This window comes from Xanthomonas citri pv. mangiferaeindicae, from assembly GCA_002240395.1.
Taxonomy (GTDB): Bacteria; Pseudomonadota; Gammaproteobacteria; order Xanthomonadales; family Xanthomonadaceae; genus Luteimonas; species Luteimonas citri_A.
Genome location: CP016836.1, coordinates 2,897,909 through 2,913,607 on the forward strand (window position 1 = coordinate 2,897,909; position 15,699 = coordinate 2,913,607).

The 15,699-nt window shown below is 69.0% G+C and carries 15 protein-coding genes; 7 read left to right on the forward strand and 8 right to left on the reverse strand.

Annotation, left to right across the window (positions count from 1 at the left end):
- Window positions 1-54: 54 nt before the first annotated feature.
- On the reverse strand, window positions 55-2,886 hold the full coding sequence (locus BEN78_12580; protein ID ASR44081.1) for a TonB-dependent receptor: 2,832 nt from the start codon (window positions 2,884-2,886) through the stop codon (window positions 55-57).
- A gap of 272 nt (window positions 2,887-3,158) precedes the next feature.
- Here BEN78_12580 and BEN78_12585 point away from each other — a divergent pair, with 272 nt between their 5' ends.
- Window positions 3,159-3,734, forward strand: a complete 576-nt coding sequence (locus BEN78_12585; protein ID ASR44082.1) for a dCTP deaminase — start codon at window positions 3,159-3,161, stop codon at window positions 3,732-3,734.
- 34 nt (window positions 3,735-3,768) lie between these two features.
- On the forward strand, window positions 3,769-4,278 hold the full coding sequence (locus tag BEN78_12590; protein ID ASR44083.1) for a hypothetical protein: 510 nt from the start codon (window positions 3,769-3,771) through the stop codon (window positions 4,276-4,278).
- A gap of 7 nt (window positions 4,279-4,285) precedes the next feature.
- On the opposite strand, the gene BEN78_12595 is transcribed toward BEN78_12590, so the two are convergent.
- Complete coding sequence (locus BEN78_12595) at window positions 4,286-4,714, reverse strand: hypothetical protein (protein ASR45121.1); 429 nt, start codon at window positions 4,712-4,714, stop codon at window positions 4,286-4,288.
- A 13-nt stretch (window positions 4,715-4,727) separates the two neighbouring features.
- The gene (locus BEN78_12600; GenBank protein ID ASR44084.1) at window positions 4,728-5,402 is read right to left on the reverse strand and encodes a hypothetical protein; all 675 of its coding nucleotides are present in this window, start codon (window positions 5,400-5,402) and stop codon (window positions 4,728-4,730) included.
- A 175-nt stretch (window positions 5,403-5,577) separates the two neighbouring features.
- On the opposite strand from BEN78_12600, the gene rimO reads away from it, so the two are divergent.
- Both rimO and BEN78_12610 read left to right on the forward strand, forming a co-directional pair.
- A complete protein-coding gene (gene rimO / locus BEN78_12605; GenBank protein ID ASR44085.1) occupies window positions 5,578-6,930 on the forward strand; it encodes a ribosomal protein S12 methylthiotransferase in 1,353 nt (450 codons plus the stop codon).
- A complete protein-coding gene (locus BEN78_12610; protein ASR44086.1) occupies window positions 6,927-7,331 on the forward strand; it encodes a hypothetical protein in 405 nt (134 codons plus the stop codon). Before rimO ends, BEN78_12610 begins: the two co-directional genes overlap by 4 nt.
- 41 nt (window positions 7,332-7,372) lie before the next feature.
- Here the strand turns inward: BEN78_12610 and BEN78_12615 are convergent, their stop codons facing one another.
- From BEN78_12615 to BEN78_12625, 3 genes are read right to left on the reverse strand one after another with little or no spacing between them, the layout of a single operon-like run.
- On the reverse strand, window positions 7,373-7,933 hold the full coding sequence (locus BEN78_12615; protein ID ASR44087.1) for a hypothetical protein: 561 nt from the start codon (window positions 7,931-7,933) through the stop codon (window positions 7,373-7,375).
- Window positions 7,934-7,983: 50 nt separating this feature from the next.
- On the reverse strand, window positions 7,984-8,487 hold the full coding sequence (locus BEN78_12620) for a transcription elongation factor GreB (GenBank protein ID ASR44088.1): 504 nt from the start codon (window positions 8,485-8,487) through the stop codon (window positions 7,984-7,986).
- Window positions 8,484-9,974 carry an ATP-binding protein gene (locus tag BEN78_12625; protein ID ASR44089.1) on the reverse strand — a complete coding sequence of 497 codons (1,491 nt, stop codon included), beginning with the start codon at window positions 9,972-9,974 and terminating at the stop codon, window positions 8,484-8,486. Before BEN78_12625 ends, BEN78_12620 begins: the two co-directional genes overlap by 4 nt.
- Before the next feature lie 118 nt (window positions 9,975-10,092).
- On the opposite strand from BEN78_12625, the gene BEN78_12630 reads away from it, so the two are divergent.
- Together BEN78_12630 and BEN78_12635 are read left to right on the forward strand one after the other, a co-directional pair.
- Complete coding sequence (locus tag BEN78_12630; protein ID ASR44090.1) at window positions 10,093-11,406, forward strand: hypothetical protein; 1,314 nt, start codon at window positions 10,093-10,095, stop codon at window positions 11,404-11,406.
- A gap of 77 nt (window positions 11,407-11,483) precedes the next feature.
- Window positions 11,484-13,043 (forward strand): lytic transglycosylase, encoded by a 1,560-nt coding sequence (locus BEN78_12635; protein ASR44091.1) that lies wholly within the window; start codon window positions 11,484-11,486, stop codon window positions 13,041-13,043.
- Window positions 13,044-13,092: 49 nt separating this feature from the next.
- Here BEN78_12635 and BEN78_12640 read toward each other — a convergent pair whose 3' ends face one another.
- Entirely contained in the window at window positions 13,093-13,941 is an 849-nt protein-coding gene (locus BEN78_12640; GenBank protein ASR44092.1) for a phosphatidylserine decarboxylase, read from the reverse strand.
- Entirely contained in the window at window positions 13,938-14,603 is a 666-nt protein-coding gene (locus BEN78_12645) for a hypothetical protein (GenBank protein ID ASR44093.1), read from the reverse strand. The genes BEN78_12640 and BEN78_12645 overlap by 4 nt, the downstream gene beginning before the upstream one ends.
- Before the next feature lie 135 nt (window positions 14,604-14,738).
- Here BEN78_12645 and BEN78_12650 point away from each other — a divergent pair, with 135 nt between their 5' ends.
- On the forward strand, window positions 14,739-15,692 hold the full coding sequence (locus BEN78_12650; GenBank protein ID ASR44094.1) for a ribosomal protein L3 N(5)-glutamine methyltransferase: 954 nt from the start codon (window positions 14,739-14,741) through the stop codon (window positions 15,690-15,692).
- The last annotated feature ends 7 nt before the right edge of the window (window positions 15,693-15,699 follow it).

The window sequence follows — 15,699 nt, forward strand, 5'->3', positions numbered from 1 at the left end:
CTCGCAAACAAGAAAACCCCGCCGAGGCGGGGTTTTCTGTGGTACGGACCTCGTTTATTGACCGAACTGGTACTTCGCTTCCAGATAGAACGCGCGACCGTACGGGTTGTACAGATAATTGTTGTACGGCGTGCTGGCGGTGCCCGGATAGTTGTTGGCCTGGTACTCGGGGGACTTGTCGAACAGATTGTTGACCAGTACCGAGAACGTCAGGTTCTCCAGCGCGCGCCAGTTCACACTCAAGTTGTAGGTCGTGTAGCTGCCCCACTTCCCGGCGCGAGCACCGGACGGGTGGACGTAGTCGAACGAGCCCCCCAGGTACGCCAGGTTATTGGGTGTGGAACCGATCCGGTTGCCGTAGAGCGTGGTCGTCCAGTCGCCCTTGCTCCAGGCGACAGTCGCGTCCGTGCGGGTCTTGGCGTACGAATCGTAGTTCCACATCGGAATTGGATCGCGCAGCAGGTCGAGCTCGGCTTGGCCCGGCTGCGTCACCAGGGTGTGCTCGAGGTTGTTGGTGTAGTTGACCGCGAGGGCGAAGTTACCCACGTTGCCCGCATCGAAGCTGTAGTTCGCTGCGGTGGTCAGGGCGCGGAGCCGCTGCGAGGCGATGTTGACCTTCGGAGTGAGGATCGACGTCAGTTGGCCGTTCGCGCTGCGGGTGACCCAGTCGAGGACGTTGTCGCACGAGGTGACGGGCGAGCCCGACGCGCCGGTCCGGCAGTAGTACTCGCTGAGCAGCAACTGGTCGCCGGTCAGGTTCTTGACCTCGTTGTCGATGTCCCAGCTGTAGTAGTCGACCGCGAGCGACAGATTCTGGATCGGTGCCCAGACGATGCCTGCGTTCCAGACGTCGGCGGTGATCGGCTCAAGTTCCCTGTTGCCGGACTGCTGACCGAAGTACTGCTCCGAATCGTAGGAGCACTGGTCCGTGTTGCCGGGCAGGAAGCCCTCGCCCGCACAACGGAAGTAGTCGGTACCGAAGCCGTAGAAGCCACTCAAGCCTTGGAACACGTCGGCGAGGGTCGGGGCGCGGAACGCCGTGCCGTACTTGCCGCGCACGAGCAGGCTTTCCACAGGGCGGTACTCGAGCCCGATGCTGTAGGTCGGCTTGTCGACCGTATCGCCTGCGATGTCGAACGCGTCGTAGCGCCCCGACAGCGTGACCGTCAGCGGGTCGAGCAGCGGCATCCGCAGTTCGCTGGTGACTGCGTAGCGGCTGCGGCGACCGTTGCCGCTGACCGAGGTCGTGCCCCAGACCTGCGACTCGAGCGTGTCGGGATCCTGCACAAGGCGTGCGTCAGGCGCGTACTCCCAACCCTCATTGCCCACTTCGCCGACCACGGCGAAGCCTGCGTCCCCGCCGGGCAGCGAGAACAGTGAGCCATTGGTGAACTGGACGTGCGCGAGATTGTTCCAGGTGCGCGATTGATTGGTGACGTAGCCGGTGAACGTCGCAAAATCATTCGGAGACATCGGGCGATAGAACGCGTCGTAGTCTGGTCGGAAGATCGGATAGGCGCCGAAGAACGGATCCACGCCATCGAGCTGCGGACCCAGTACGTTCTCCGAGAACCAGGCGTCAATGGGATCGGCGAAGCGGGACCACTTGCGCTCGGTCAGCTTGTACTCGGCACGCATGACATAGGCATCGTAGTCCCAGGCGCCCAGTGCGCCATTGGCGCCGAGGGTGACGGTGTAGGCCTTGTTGCGGTCGGTATCCATGATGTCGTGGAAGCCGCGGCCACCGATGTCTTCGGGGGAAAATGCGCGCTGGAGGTTCACCAGCTTGTCGAGGTCAGGGTCATAGAAGGCGCCATAGCGCACGCCGGTACCCCACCAGGTGTAACCCGAGCCGGCGAAATAATCGCTCTCCTCGTAGTTGCCAAGCACTTCGGCGTAGAGCTGGGTGCTGTCGCTGATGTCAAAGGTGGTGTAGGAGTAAAGTTGGCTGCTTTGCTTGCCGTTGCGGATCGTGCGATGACCGGCGGTGATGAAGCTGCCGCAGTATTCGCCAAAGCCAGGGCGGTCCTGCTTGCTGACCGTGCCGCCGAACTGACCGGTCACATTGGCGCAATCGTTGGGGTCTGCGAAGACGTACTGGCCGGCAAGCTCATCGATGACCAGGTAGTCACGGCTCGCCACCGGAGCGGTGTAGCCCTGGGTATTGAACTGCTTGGTCAGGTCGCGCTGATAGCCCCAGATCGGGTCGCGCTCTTCGAACTGCAGGCCGAGCAGCGAGCGGATGCGGCCATCCGCCGAGCCGAACGAGTCGGCGAATGTGAAGCGCGTGCTGGCGCCGCCGCCATCGCCGAACCAGCCACCGCGCACGGTGAACTCGCCTCCATCCACGTCTTTCTTCAGGATCACGTTGACGACACCGGCGATCGCGTCCGAGCCGTACAGCGAGGACTGGCCGCCCGGGAGGATCTCGATGCGCTCGACCAGCGCGACCGGAATGCCGCTGATGTTGTTGAAGGTGTCCGAGCCGTTGTATAGCGCGGGATAGTTCGACATCGGGCGGCCATTGATCAGGTACTTGGTGTACCCCGGATCGAGGCTGAACATACCCGCTGCTTCCGCGCCCTGGGTAAACGAAGCCGAGGTCTGGCCGCCCTGCAGGCCACCGGTGGTGAAGGTGGACTGTTGCAGGATGTCCGCGACGCTCTGGAAGCCGCGCAGCTGAATGTCCTCGGCGGTCACCACGGTGACGGGCGTGAACGTCTCGATCTGGCTCTGCGGGATCAGCGAACCGGTGACGGTGACCTTGTCGAGGGTCGTTGCGGCACCCGTATCCTGCGCGAGTGCGGCGCTGGTGATGGGGACGAGGAGGGCGGCGAGCAAGGCAGCGCTGAGGCGGTGCGGCGACGGTGAGGTGCGACGGGTCATTCGGAAATCCTCTGCTGGGAGCGTCCGGAGCATGCGATTTAGGGGGAAGCTGAACGGCACTGCTAGCGACGTTAACGCCGATTTAATGAAAAGTACGGCGGTTCGTCAATGTTCAGGCCGGGCTTGGGTGACAGGCGAGTCTTCCACGTGGCTGGCGCAAAGGCGCCAGGGCTCGGCCCGAACCACTGGTACGAGCGACGCAGGCGGAGTGCATCGTCCCCTCATCCAGGCCTACAATTCTCCGTTCAGCCGATGTGCCGAGAGAACACTGCATGAGCATCAAGAGCGACCGCTGGATCCGCCGCATGTCCGAGCAGCCGGGGGGCATGATCGAGCCGTTCGAGGCCGGGCAGGTCAAGCACGTCGACGGCCAGCGTATCGTAAGCTATGGCACCTCGAGCTACGGCTACGACGTGCGCTGCTCGCGTGAGTTCAAGGTGTTCACCAACATCAACTCGACGATCGTCGACCCCAAGCGGTTCGACCCCAAGAGCTTCGTCGACGTGGTCGGCGACGAGTGCATCATTCCGCCCAATTCGTTCGCGCTGGCGCGCACGGTCGAGTACTTCCGCATTCCGCGCGACGTGCTGGTGGTGTGCCTGGGCAAGAGCACGTATGCGCGCTGCGGCATCATCGTCAATGTGACCCCGCTCGAGCCGGAGTGGGAAGGCCACGTGACGCTGGAGTTCAGCAATACCACGCCGCTGCCGGCCCGCATCTACGCCAACGAGGGCGTGGCGCAGATGCTGTTCTTCCAGTCCGATGCCGACGACGTCTGCGAGACCTCGTACAAGGACCGCGGTGGCAAGTACCAGGGCCAGACCGGGGTGACGCTGCCGCGCACCTGAGCAACCTGTCGCTTTCTTCCAACAAGGACGTGTGATGCAAGACACCAACCCCTATCAGGCCCCGGTGGCCGAGTTGCAGGGCGATACCGACGAAGTGCTGGCCGAACGCGGCACGCGGCTGGGCGCGGCGGTGATCGATGGCCTGATCGGGCTTGCGATCATGACACCGGTGATGTGGCTCGGCGGCTACTGGTCTGCAGTGATCGCGGCGGCCCAGCGCGGTGAGCAGGTCGGGTTCGGCCTGCAACTGCTGTGGATGGGGATCGGCCTGCTGATGTTCGCGGCGATCCACGCCTGGCCGCTGCATGTCGGTGGCCAGACCTGGGGCAAGCGGTGGCTGGGGATCCGCATCGTGACGCTCGATGGCCGGCCGGTGACCGCGACGCGCGCGCTGTTGGCGCGCTACCTGCCGTTGCAGGCCGTGGGCGGGATCCCCTGCCTGGGGGCGCTCGCGGTCCTGATCAGCGTGTGCATGATCTTCCGCGAGGACCGGCGCTGCGGCCACGATGTCGTGGCCGGCACGCGTGTGGTCAAGGTGCGTTGACGCGCGCTCAGCCGGGCAGCACGGCCTGCAGGCGGTTGATGCGCTCCACCAGCAGTTCGGGCGAGTACGGGCGGGCCGCGACGCGGCCCCAGACCGGCGCGGGCCAAGCCGGATCGTTCTGGTCGCGACCGATCACGTGCACGTGCAGTTGCGGCACCTGGTTGCCCAGCGCCGCGATGTTGAGCTTGAACGGCCGGAACGCGTCACGGATCGCGCGCGCCACGATATCGATCTCCTCGGTCAGCAGGCTGCGCTGTTCGCTGCCAAGGTCGATCAGTTCGCGGGCGTCCGGCAGGCGGGGGACCAGGATCAGCCACGGATAGTTGGCATCGTCCATCAGCCGCACCTCGCTCAGTGCGAGCATGGTGACCGGGTGGGTGTCGTCGGCCAGCTGCGGGTGCAGGACGTAGCGGGCAGGGGCGGCGGTGTGCGGCATCATCGGCCTCCGGTCAGCGCAGCGCCGCGGCGAGGAACTTCATCGTCTGCCGGCGGGCCTCGGCGGCGCTGTCGGGGTGGTAGTGGGCCGGGTCGACGTCGCGGTTGAAGGCGTGGCCGCCCGGGTGGACATGGATCTCGGCGTCCGGCTGCCGCGCGCGATGGGCGGCGATATCGGCTTCGGGAATGCTGGCGTCGTCGGCACCGAAGTGGAACAGCATCGGCGCCTGCAGCGGTTCATCGAGGAACGGCACGGTGCGCGCGCCGTAGTAGCTGACCGCGGGTAGCCCCAAGCGGGTGTTGGCCAGGAAGGCAAGGCTGCCGCCCCAGCAGAAGCCGACCACGCCGATCTGGCGATGGCCTTCGCCGCGCAACAGGTCGCGTGTGGCGCGGACGATGCTGACGGCGCGGTCGAAGCCGAGCTCCGTGGCAAGCGCACGGCCGCGCTCGAAGTCGGCGGCCTCGTAGGTCAACTCGACATTGCGTGCGACCGGGTCGAACAGCGCCGGGGCGATCGCGACATAGCCGGCCGCCGCGTAGCCATCGGCGACGCTGCGGATGTGGGCGTTGACGCCGAAGATCTCCTGCAGCACCACGATCGCGCCTTTGGCAGCGGCGCCATGCGGCGGGTCGGCCCGCCAGGCGTTGACCGGCCCCGACGCGGTGGCGACGACGATGTCCCGGCCCATGGCGGCGTCCTGTTCAGGGGATCGCCCCGAGTCTACCCCAGGGCGGTGGCCGCAGGACCGCCCCGGCCGCCGCCGCTATACTGCGCGGCCCCTCGTGCCCGCAACCGCGGACCGGCCCGTCCGGTCGCCCGGCGATGCGCGTGGGCTCTTCCCTCCTGCACCCGCCACGGTTCCCATGTCCGCAGCCAGTCCCAAGGTCGGTTTCGTCAGTCTCGGCTGTCCGAAGGCCCTCGTCGATTCCGAACGCATCCTCACCCAGTTGCGGGTCGAGGGCTACGACATCGTGCAGACCTACGACGATGCCGACGTGGTGGTCGTCAACACCTGCGGGTTCATCGATTCGGCGGTCGCCGAGTCGCTCGACGCGATCGGCGAGGCGATGGCCGAGAACGGCAAGGTGATCGTGACCGGGTGCCTGGGCAAGCGCGAGGAGATGATCCGCGACGCGCATCCGGGCGTGCTGTCGATCAGCGGGCCGCAGGACTACGGCTCGGTGATGGGCGCGGTGCATGCGGCCTTGCCGCCGCGGCACGATCCCTTCATCGACCTGGTGCCCGATACCGGCGTCAAGCTGACGCCGCGGCACTATGCGTATCTGAAGATCTCCGAGGGCTGCAACCACCGCTGCAGCTTCTGCATCATTCCTTCGATGCGCGGCGACCTGGTGTCGCGCCCGGTCGATGACGTGCTGCGCGAGGCCGAGCGGCTGGTGCGCGGCGGCGTGCGCGAACTGCTGGTGATCTCCCAGGACACCTCGGCCTACGGCGTGGACGTGCGTTATGCCGAGCGGACGTGGCGCGATCGCGCTTATCAGACGCGGATGAAGGCGCTGTGCGAGGGGCTGTCGGAACTAGGCGTGTGGACACGACTGCACTATGTGTATCCGTACCCGCATGTCGACGACATCATCCCGCTGATGACTGAGCGCCATGCCGACGGCAGCCGCAAGCTGTTGCCGTATCTCGACGTGCCGCTGCAGCATGCGAGCCCACGCATCCTCAAGCTGATGAAGCGGCCCGGCGCGATCGAGCGCACCCGCGAGCGTATCGCGCGCTGGCGCGAGATCTGCCCGGACCTGACGATCCGCAGCACCTTCATCGTCGGCTTCCCCGGGGAGACCGAGGACGATTTCCAGCAGTTGCTGGACTTCCTCGACGAGGCCCAGCTCGATCGCGTCGGCGCGTTCGCCTATTCGCCGGTCGAGGGCGCGAGCGCAAACCTGTTGCCCGATCCTGTGCCAGAGGCGGTGAAGCAGGAGCGGCTGGCGCGGTTCATGGACAAGCAGGCGGAGATTTCCGCAGCGCGGCTGGAGGCCAAGGTCGGCACCGTGCAGTCGTGTCTGGTCGATGTCGTCGACGGCGATCTGGCGATCGCGCGGACCATGGGGGATGCGCCCGAGATCGACGGCGTGGTGCAGATCCAGGACGGCCGCGAGGCCGGTGTGCGCCCTGGCGATTTCGTCGAGGTGGCGATCATGGGCAGCGACGAGCATGATCTCTACGGCGAAGTCGTGGAGACGGATGCATGAAGCGCTGGTCGAAGGAAGTGGCGACGGGGCTGCTGCTGGCGTTCGTGGCCGGCACCGCAGGCGCGGCGGACGGACTGAGCGGGACCTATCGGCCGGTGGACGAGGATCCGGCGACGGCGCCGGCCGACGCCCAGCTGACGCTGCGGGCCGAGGGCCGCGGCTGGTTGGCGATGTTCCGTGGCGAAGGGCTGGCCATGCTGCCGCTCAGCGGGCGTGAGCAGGCGGCACTGTTTCCCGGTGTCCCGCCCGAGGCCGGACTGCAGTGCGCGTCGTCGAGCGCGTTCCTGATGTGCCGCGTCGCGCCGGGCACCGTGTTCCCCGACCAGAAGTTCACGTCGACGACCGGGTACTTCAGCGCGTTCTCGGACACGCAGATCCACGAGCTGCAGCGCATCGATTGAGCGCCCGGCCGGGCGCAGGTCCGGCGCGCGCCCTCGCGTATCTACGGCGCGGGCGCTGTCTGGGCGGCCGTCTCGACATAGGCCCAGGTCGCGGCCTCGATCGCGTCGATCGCCGCGATCGCGCCGGGCAGCAGGGCCCGTCCGCCGTCGCCGCCGTCGTCGCGCATCCGCCCCGAGGCGTTGTAGTCGACCAGGGCCTGCCAGGCCGGCAGGCGCGCGTCGACGGTCGCAAGCAGCTGCCGCAGCGCGCCTCGCACGATCACGTTTCCCGCGCCATCCTCATGCGCTGCCAGAACGGCGTGCGCCCGCGCGCGGAACGCGGCGTCGAAGTGATGGGTATCGGTCCGGACCTTCCAGAACGCGCCGAGCCGGAAGCGCTCATCGTCGGCGGCGCGTGCGTTGCGCCCGGAAGGGCCCGTGCCACGTTCGATCAGGAACGGCCGCAGCCGCGCAGCGAGAGCGGCATGGGCGTCGGTCGTTGGGTCGGCAGGGGCCGGGGCGGGCGTGGTCGCCGGCGAAGTGGGGTGGTGCCTGGACTGCAGGCGGCGAGGGCGGTCGCCAGCAGGATGAGGCCGGTGCAGGTCCCGCGCGCGAGGGGCCATCTGTTCGCAGCCGCGACCGTCCGGCCACCGTGTCGGCGATCGCGGCCCATTCAGTTGGCGTAGTCGACCGAGACGATCGCGAACGTGCGCGACCCGCCCGGCAGTTCGACCGCGACCTCGTCGTCGACGCGCTTCTTGAGCAATGCGCGCGCGAGCGGTGAATCGATACTGATCCAGCCTTCGCGCGCATCGGTTTCATCGGGGCCGACGATGCGGTAGCGGCTGCACTGCCCGCTGTCGAGGTCTTCCAGTTCGATCCAAGCGCCGAAGAACACCGCCGCAGGATCGGTCGGCACGGTGTCGACCACGCGCAGCGCTTCGAGCCGCTTGCCGAGGTAGCGCACGCGGCGGTCGATCTCGCCCAGCTGTTTCTTGCGATACGTGTACTCGGCATTCTCCGAGCGGTCGCCTTCGGCCGCAGCGGCCGACAGCGCGCGTACGACCTCGGGCCGGCGCACCCGCCACAGATCGTCGAGCTCGGCCTTGAGCCGGGCGTGGCCGTCCGGAGTGATCAGCGCGGTGCTCTTTTCCGGTGGCGGGCGCCAGCGGCTCATCGGCGCCCGATCCCGCCCAGCAGGTTGCGCACGATCCGGTTGGTGATCGTGCGCACCGCCTGCTTGCCGGCAGCCTGGACCGCGCCCTGGCGCCGCTTGGTGCCGAACAGGAACTCGTTGAGCTTCTGTCCCAGGCCACCCTCGGCCTCGTCAGCGTCGCGGGACTTCGCCGCAGGCGCGTCGCCGGCAGTGGTCGCGGCCTGCGCACGCTGGGCCAGCAGCTCGGCGGCCGATTCGCGATTGACCGGCGTGTCGTATTTGGCGCCGACCGGACTGCCGGCGCGCACGCGTGCACGTTCGGCCTCGGTGATTGCGCCCATCCGGCAGCGCGGCGGCGCGATCAGCGTGCGCTCGACCGGCGCCGGCGCGCCGCCAGCCTGCAGCATCGAGACCAGCGCCTCGCCGGTCTTGAGCGTGGCGATCGTGGCGGCGACGTCGAGCGCGGGGTTGGGCACGAAGGTCTGCGCGGCGGTGCGCACGGCTTTCTGATCGCGCGGCGTGTACGCACGCAGCGCGTGCTGCACGCGATTGCCGAGCTGGCCGAGCACGGCCTGCGGCACGTCATCGGGGAACTGCGAACAGAAGTAGACGCCCACGCCCTTGGAGCGCACCAGCCGCACCACCTGTTCGATACGCTGCTGCAGCGCGGTCGGCGCGTCGCCGAACAGCAGGTGCGCCTCGTCGAACACGAACACCAGCCGCGGCTTGTCCAGATCGCCGACCTCGGGCAGCGTCTCGAACAATTGCGACAGCAGCCAGAGCAGGAACGTCGCGTACAGACGCGGCTTGAGAATCAGCCGGTCGGCGGCGAGGATGCCGATCACGCCGCGGCCGTCGGTGCGCGTGCGCAGCAGGTCGTCGAGCGCCAGCGCAGGTTCGCCGAAGAACGGTGCGCCGCCGTCCTGTTCCAGCCGCAGCACCGCGCGCTGGATCGCCGCGACCGAGGGGGCCGAGACCAGACCGTACTCGGACGACACCGCCTTGCGCTCCTCGGCGACCAGGCCCAGCAGCGCGCGCAGATCGTCGAGGTCGAGCAGCAGCAGGCCGCGGTCGTCGGCGAGCTTGAACACGATGTCGAGCACGCCGGCCTGGGTATCGTTGAGCTCGAGGATGCGCGCCAGCAGCGTCGGCCCCATCTCGCTGACCGTCGTGCGCACCGGATGGCCGGACACGCCGAACAGGTCCCAGAACACCACCGGGCTGGCTTCGCCGGCATAGTCGGGCACGCCGATGCGCGCAGCGCGTTCGCGCAGCGCATCGCCGATCTCGCCGGGCACCGCTAGACCCGCGACGTCGCCCTTCACGTCGGCCATGAACACCGGCACACCCAGGCGCGAAAAGCCTTCGGCCAGCGTGGTCAGCGTGACGGTCTTGCCGGTGCCGGTCGCGCCGGCGACCAGGCCGTGGCGGTTGCCTAGCGCAGGTAGCAGGTGCACGGGGCCACCGTCGGGCGTGGTGACGGCCTTGCCGATGAGGATCGGATCCATGGATTCAGAGCGCTTGGAGGAAGTCGCGATTCTAGGACCTCGTCGCTGCCGGTGCCGCGCCGTCGTCGAGGTCCGTGGCGCGCGCACAATGGACGTGTTGTTTTCAAGGAGTGTCGCCATGCCCTCTCGACTCCCGTCGCGTCTGCTCTGCCTGATCGTCGCGGCCTTGCCCGCAGTGGTCCTTGCCTGCGCGCTGCCAGCGCCGGACGGACCGCTGCCCGTGGGCCAGCAGCGCTTCGAACTGGCGGACACGACGCGGCGTGGTGTGGCAGGCGAGGCCCCCGAGGCGGTGCGGACGTTGCCTCTCGTCGCCTGGTACCCCGCCGCGCAGGCCGCGCCCCCGCGCCCGTATCTGCCGCAGGACGAAGCAGGGCAGCTGTTGCCGGCGCTGGCACGCAATCTGGGCTACGCCGTCGACGAGACTCACGCTATCGCCGCCTGCACCGCCGCAGGCGCCGGCACGGGCGTGGCGTCGCGGCCCGAGGGCGGCTTCCCGCTGGTGGTCCTCAGTCACGGCTTCTTCCTGTATCCGGCGCAGAACACCGCACTGGCGCAATCGCTGGCCAGTCATGGCTATGTGGTGGTGGCGCTGGGGCATCCCGGCGACGCGGTGGACCTCGCGCTGGCCGACGGCCGGGTGGTGCCGACCCACATGACCGCCGAGGCGCCGGCCCTGCTGGAATGGCGCCGTCGTTTCCATGCCGCCCACGATCACGCCACGCGCGCCGCATTGATCGACGGCTACGCACAGGCGCTGGCCGGCAGCCGGCTGGGCGCCAGTCAGGCGACTTGGCGCGAGGACGTGCTGTTCGCGGTGCGCGCGCTCCAGGCCGGGCACGTGCCACCGGCGTTCGCGCCGGTGCTCGCCGCGACCGATCCGCAGCGGCTGGCGATCGCAGGCATGTCCTTCGGCGGGTCGACCGCGGCGACCGCCTGCCGGCACCTGCCGAGCTGCCGCGCGGCGGTGAGTCTGGACGGGCTGAATTTCGACCCCGGGCTCTACGATGCCGACCTCGGTCGGCCGTTGCTGGCGCTGGCCAGCGACTGGGTGCGGTTTCCGCTCTACGACGGCACGCCGGCCGACGCTGCGTTCCACCACAACGACTACGCCTACGAGCGCTGGACGCAGGTCGGGCTGGCGCCGGACGTGATCCGGCTGCGCGTGCCCGGCAGCCGGCATATGGCGTTCAGCGACCTGCCGCTGCTGATGGCGGGCCCGGCGCACGAGGCGCACTTCGGCGATGCGGATGCCGCCGCGACCGCGCGCGGTGTCGCCGCGGTGACGCGCGCGTTCCTCGCCCGCCATCTCGCGGCCGCGCCGGCGGGCGACCTCGATGCGGCGATCGACGCGGCCGGCTTCGCGCGCCACGATCCGGCGCAGACCCGCGACTGGGCCCGTTCGCGGGTCGGGGCCGGACAGCCCGGCGGCTGAGCCCGGCGACCGTCGGTCGCCTTGCCGCGGCGCGATGGCCGGGGCTACCCTGCCGGCCCCTCAGAGCGAAGCCCCGCATGCCCGAGTCCCGGTTTTCCCGTCGTTTTCCGCTCGCGCACTTGGGCGCCCTGGCGCTGGCGCTGGTCCTGTCCTGCCATGCCACCGATGCGCAGGCGCAGTCGCGCCGCGACCGCGAGGCGGCCGAGGCGCTGAATCAGCGCATGCTCGATGCCGAGGGGCGCTACCGCGAAGCGTTGGTGCGCATCGCCAATGACGACCCGGCGGGCGTCGAGGCGAGCAATGCCGCGCTCGAGGACATGGAGGACGTGATGGTGGCCTGCGAGAAGCAGCGCGGCTGCAGCGTCCCGCAGCTGTTGACCAGCTACAAGCGCCTGCTCAAGGCCGATGCCGATGCGCAGGCCGGGCAGGGTGAGGACGACGCGCCGGTCGATGCGCCCGACGGCAGCCTGCCGACCGCCGATGTGCCCGCCGCTGCCAGCGCTTCGGCGCTGCTGAGCGAGGACGAGCGGTTCAAGCGCATGGTCGAGCTCAATCCGGCCGTCCAGGCCGGCATCCGCCGCTGGCTCACCGACATGCGCGTGTCGCTGATCACCAGTCACGAGAACTACCAGTACATGCGGCATCTGATGTCGCCGGCGTTCAAGCGCAGCGGGCTGCCCGAGGCGTTGCTGTTCGGCATCATGGCCAAGGAATCCAACGGCCGGGTGCACGCGCGTTCGCGCGCCGGCGCCGCCGGGCCGCTGCAGTTCATGCCCGCTACCGGGCGCCGGTTCGGTCTGGGCCCCGACGGCAGCGGCTTCGACACGCGCTACGACCCGCGTCAGGCGGCCGATGCCGCGGCGGTCTATCTCAATGAGCGGTTCGCCCAGCACGGCAACGAGATCGAATACTGGCTGGCCGCCTACAACGGCGGCGAGGGGCGCGCGCTGCGCGTCTACCGTGAGGCTGCGGGCCGGCGCTTCTGGGACCCGGATGTCTACAACCAGTTTCCGCCCGAGACCCGCGACTATGTGCCGATGGTGATCGCCGCGGCGTGGCTGTACCTGCACCCGCAGGAGTACGGACTGACCTTCCCGAAGGTCGATGCGCGGCCGGCGACGTTCCGTCTCGAGCGGCCGGCGTCGATCTACGAACTTACGATCTGTCTGGGCAACGGCAACACCCGCGACGGTTACATGCGCGCGCTGCGCAATCTCAATCCCAGCTACGAGGCAGAGAGCCTGCTGCCGGTCGGCACCGTGCTCAACGGCACCGTGCGCATGGCCGGGCTGTATCGCCAGTGGTGCGTGCGCGGCGCGCGCGCCGACCTGGCGGCCGAACTGGTGAACAGCGACCCGCGTGCGGCGATCGTGCGCACCGGTGCGATCGAGGTGTTGCCCGACGTCAGCGCCGACGCCCCAGCGGCCCTGCCGGCTGCGCCTGCCGCCCCGCGGCCGCCGCAGGCCGCCCCGGCGCCCGCGCGCAGCCACCGCGTCGCCCGCGGCGACACCCTGGGCAAGATCGCCCAGCGTTATGGCTGCAACATCTCGACGCTCGCGCGCGCCAATGGCCTGCGCGCGCCTGCGTACGCACTCAAGCCGGGACAGACGCTGACGTTGCAGGGCTGCGCGCGCTAGACGCCGCGCGCGACGCCCTCGCCCGAGTGCGGGCAGGGCGCGCGCATGGTCACGCGCCCAGGCGCGTGGCCAGCCGTTCGCCCAGGCGGACCGGCGACTCGGCGTGCAGCGCCGGTGCCAGTTCGGCCACGCCGGGCGGCAGCAGCACGATCACCGTCGAGCCGTAGTTGAAGCGCGCCATCTCGGCGAAGCGCTCGAGCACGATGCCGCGCCCGCGGTAGTCCTTGCGCTGGATGCGGTCGCCGTAGGCGGGAATCTCCTCACCCGCCCAGACCGTCTCCACGCCCGAGACCAGCAGCGCGCCGACCATCACCTGGACCATCGGCCCGAAGTCGGTATCGAAATGGCATACCAGCCGCTCGTTGCGTGCGAACAATCGCGGCACATTGGCGACCGCGTCGGTGCCGACGCTGAACAGCCGGCCCGGAACGTGCACGGTCTCGCGCAGCGTACCGGTCCAGGCCATGTGCACGCGGTGGTAGTCGCGCGGCGACAGGTACACGGTGGCGTAGCGGCCGTCGAGATAGGGCGCCGCGTCGTCGGCATCGCCGAGCAGTTCGGCGACCGTGAACGACTGGCCCTTAGCCTGGAAGATGCGGTCGCCGTCGATCGCACCACACTGGCTGATGTGGCCGTCGGCCGGCATCAGCAGCGCGCGTGGGTCCGGATCGGCAGTGCGCGCGCCTTCGCGCAACGCGCGGGTGAAGAACGCATTGAAGCTGGCGTAGGACGCCGGGTCCGGATTGGCCGCTTCCGACAGGTCGACGCCGAAGCGGCGCACGACCGTGTCGATCAGCCAGCGTCGCGTGCCCGGATGGGTCGAGTAGGCGAGCCGGCGCGCCATCGACGAGAGCAGGCGGTGCGGCAGCGCATAGGTCAGCGTGGTCGTCAGGCTCATGGGCGAGTGTCCGTGGTCAGGCGCAGCAGGTCGTCGGCGATGGCCTCGGGCTGGGGCGTCTCGCCGTTGAGGACGCTGCCCGAGACCACGCCGGCCATGCGGCCCTGCGGGTCGAGCACCGCCATCGAGGCGCTGTGGTCGATCGTGTAGGCGCCGGCCGGCGCGTCGCCGCGCAGCGGCACTTTGGCGAACACCATCGACAGCGCGCGCGTGAAGCGCTCGAGCGTCGGCAGGTCGGCGGTCGCGGCGAGCGTGTCGCGGTGGAACGCGTGCGCATAGTCGCCGAGCCGCTGCGGCGTGTCGCGCTCGGGGTCCACCGACACGAACAGCACCCGCGGCCGGGTCGCCTCCGGCAGCGCTTCCCAGCGCCGCTGGGCCTGCGCCAACTGGGTCAGTGTCATCGGGCACACGTCGGGGCACTGGGTGAACCCGATGAACACCAGGGTCCAGTGCCCGGCCAACGCGCTGGTCGGCAGCGGGGTGCCGTCGGCCTGCTGCAGTTCGATCTGCGGCAATGCGCGCGGCTGGGGGTAGAGCTGCACGACCTGCAGCGGTGGGCGATCGGCGACGGCGCCGCCGGTGAAGTAGCGCTGCGCTGCGATCAGGCCGAGCCCGCCGGCGAGCGCGATGCACAGGATCACGAGGGTGGTGCGGTTGAACATCCGTCTGGGGCCGCCGAGTCGAGGGACCGGGCATCATAGCCCGCGCGCACGTGCGCGCCCGGCGGCACGCGGGAGCGCGGCGGCCGCTGACCTATAATCGCCGGCCATCAAGCCGTCCCCCGAGCCGCGCGCGCCATGACCGAAGAACTGCAGACGATCGTCGACCTGATCCGCTATGGCGCCAGTCGCTTCAACGCCGCTGGGCTGACCTTCGGTCACAGCTACGACAACGCGATCGACGAGGCCACCCAGCTGACCCTCCACGCATTGCACCTGCCGCACGACCTGAGCCCGGTCTACGGGCAGTCGCGGGTCACGTTGGCCGAGAAGGAAGACGTGCTGGGCCTGTTCCTGCGTCGCATTGAGGAGCGGATCCCGGCGGCCTATCTGACTGGCGAGGCGTGGTTCGCCGGCCTGAGCTTCAAGTCCGACCGTCGTGCGCTGGTGCCGCGCTCGCCGATCGCCGAGCTGATCCTGTCCGGCTTCGAGCCGTGGCTGGGCGGCCGCGAAGTGCGCCGCGCGCTGGATCTGTGCACCGGCTCGGGCTGCATCGCGATCGCGATGGCCCACCACAACCCCGATTGGCACGTCGACGGCGTCGATCTCAGCGACGAGGCGCTGTCGCTTGCGGCCGAGAACGAGGCCCGGCTGGAGGTGCGCAACACGCGGTTCCTCAAGTCCGACCTGTTCGCGGGCCTGCAGGGCGAGCATTACGACCTGATCGTGACCAATCCGCCCTACGTGACCAACGACGAGACCGATGCGCTGCCGCGCGAGTACGGCTACGAGCCCGAGATGGGCCTGCGCGCCGGGGACGATGGTCTGGACCTGGTGCTGAAGATCCTGCGCGACGCGCCGCTGCATCTGACCGAGGATGGGCTGTTGATCTGCGAAGTCGGCGAGTCCGAGCAGCATCTGATCAAGCTGCTGCCCGAGCTGCCGTTGCTGTGGGTCGAGTTCCAGGTCGGGCAGATGGGCGTGTTCGTCGTCGAGCGCCGCGACCTGGTCGCGCACAACGCGCGCATCGCGCAGTTGGCGGCGCAACGGGAGACCCGTGCCGCCGACCCGGCTGGCACCGGTCTGTTCTGACCGTGGG

Coding starts and splice junctions, on each gene's coding strand:
- BEN78_12580 (ASR44081.1), bottom strand. CDS start 2,886: ATGACCCGTCGCACCTCACCGTCGCCGCACCGCCTCAGCGCTGCCTTG.
- BEN78_12585 (ASR44082.1), top strand. CDS start 3,159: ATGAGCATCAAGAGCGACCGCTGGATCCGCCGCATGTCCGAGCAGCCG.
- BEN78_12590 (ASR44083.1), top strand. CDS start 3,769: ATGCAAGACACCAACCCCTATCAGGCCCCGGTGGCCGAGTTGCAGGGC.
- BEN78_12595 (ASR45121.1), bottom strand. CDS start 4,714: ATGCCGCACACCGCCGCCCCTGCCCGCTACGTCCTGCACCCGCAGCTG.
- BEN78_12600 (ASR44084.1), bottom strand. CDS start 5,402: ATGGGCCGGGACATCGTCGTCGCCACCGCGTCGGGGCCGGTCAACGCC.
- rimO (ASR44085.1), top strand. CDS start 5,578: ATGTCCGCAGCCAGTCCCAAGGTCGGTTTCGTCAGTCTCGGCTGTCCG.
- BEN78_12610 (ASR44086.1), top strand. CDS start 6,927: ATGAAGCGCTGGTCGAAGGAAGTGGCGACGGGGCTGCTGCTGGCGTTC.
- BEN78_12615 (ASR44087.1), bottom strand. CDS start 7,933: ATGGCCCCTCGCGCGCGGGACCTGCACCGGCCTCATCCTGCTGGCGAC.
- BEN78_12620 (ASR44088.1), bottom strand. CDS start 8,487: ATGAGCCGCTGGCGCCCGCCACCGGAAAAGAGCACCGCGCTGATCACT.
- BEN78_12625 (ASR44089.1), bottom strand. CDS start 9,974: ATGGATCCGATCCTCATCGGCAAGGCCGTCACCACGCCCGACGGTGGC.
- BEN78_12630 (ASR44090.1), top strand. CDS start 10,093: ATGCCCTCTCGACTCCCGTCGCGTCTGCTCTGCCTGATCGTCGCGGCC.
- BEN78_12635 (ASR44091.1), top strand. CDS start 11,484: ATGCCCGAGTCCCGGTTTTCCCGTCGTTTTCCGCTCGCGCACTTGGGC.
- BEN78_12640 (ASR44092.1), bottom strand. CDS start 13,941: ATGAGCCTGACGACCACGCTGACCTATGCGCTGCCGCACCGCCTGCTC.
- BEN78_12645 (ASR44093.1), bottom strand. CDS start 14,603: ATGTTCAACCGCACCACCCTCGTGATCCTGTGCATCGCGCTCGCCGGC.
- BEN78_12650 (ASR44094.1), top strand. CDS start 14,739: ATGACCGAAGAACTGCAGACGATCGTCGACCTGATCCGCTATGGCGCC.